General features: G+C 35.9%; 1 protein-coding gene. It reads left to right on the top strand.

Annotated features, from left to right (window positions below; translation table 11 throughout):
* A partial coding sequence (locus MKO96_RS29170) for a transposase (protein ID WP_240589343.1) occupies positions 1-750 on the top strand: 750 nt, incomplete at its 5' end.
* Between the last annotated feature and the right edge of the window lie 13 nt (positions 751-763).

The raw sequence follows: 763 nt of genomic DNA, 5'->3' as shown, positions 1-763 counted from the left end.
AACAAAATGAAATTGCCGAAACTAGGTCTTGTTCGATTTGCCAAAAGTCGTGAAGTAAAGGGACGTATTTTAAATGCTACGGTTAGACGGAACCCTTCTGGCAGATACTTTGTGTCATTGTTAGTTGAAACAGAAGTGCAAGAACTTCCGAAAACAGATTCTTATATTGGAATGGATGTAGGATTAAAAGATTTCGCCATTTTGTCAGATGAAACAATCTATAAAAATCCTAAATTTTTTCGCTCATTGGAAGAGAAGTTGGCAAAAGCACAGCGTGTTCTTTCTAGAAGAATGAAAGGATCTTCTCGCTGGAATAAACAACGAGTAAGGGTAGCTAGAATTCATGAATACATAGCTAATGCTAGAAAAGATTACTTGGACAAAATCTCAACTGAAATCATCAAAAACCACGATGTTATCGGTATAGAAGATTTGCAAGTATCGAATATGTTAAAAAATCATAAGTTAGCAAAAGCGATTAGTGAAGTATCTTGGTCACAATTTAGAACGTTGCTAGAATACAAGGCAAAATGGTATGGAAAACAAGTCATTCCGGTATCCAAAACATTTGCTTCAAGCCAATTATGTTCTTGTTGTGGGTATCAAAACAAAGACGTTAAGAATCTAAATCTTCGTGAATGGGATTGTCCTGAGTGCAATCATCATCACGACAGAGATATTAACGCAAGTATCAATCTTAAAAATGAAGCTTTAAGGCTTCTAACCGTAGGAACTACGGGGATAGCCTAATGAATTAGAAGCC

Origin of the sequence: Bacillus sp. ES1-5 (assembly GCF_022487605.1) — a bacterium.
GTDB classification, from domain to species: Bacteria; Bacillota; Bacilli; order Bacillales; family Bacillaceae_G; genus Bacillus_A; species Bacillus_A wiedmannii.
Note: the sequence above shows the minus strand (reverse complement) of the source record. Positions and strands in the feature narration are given on the sequence as shown.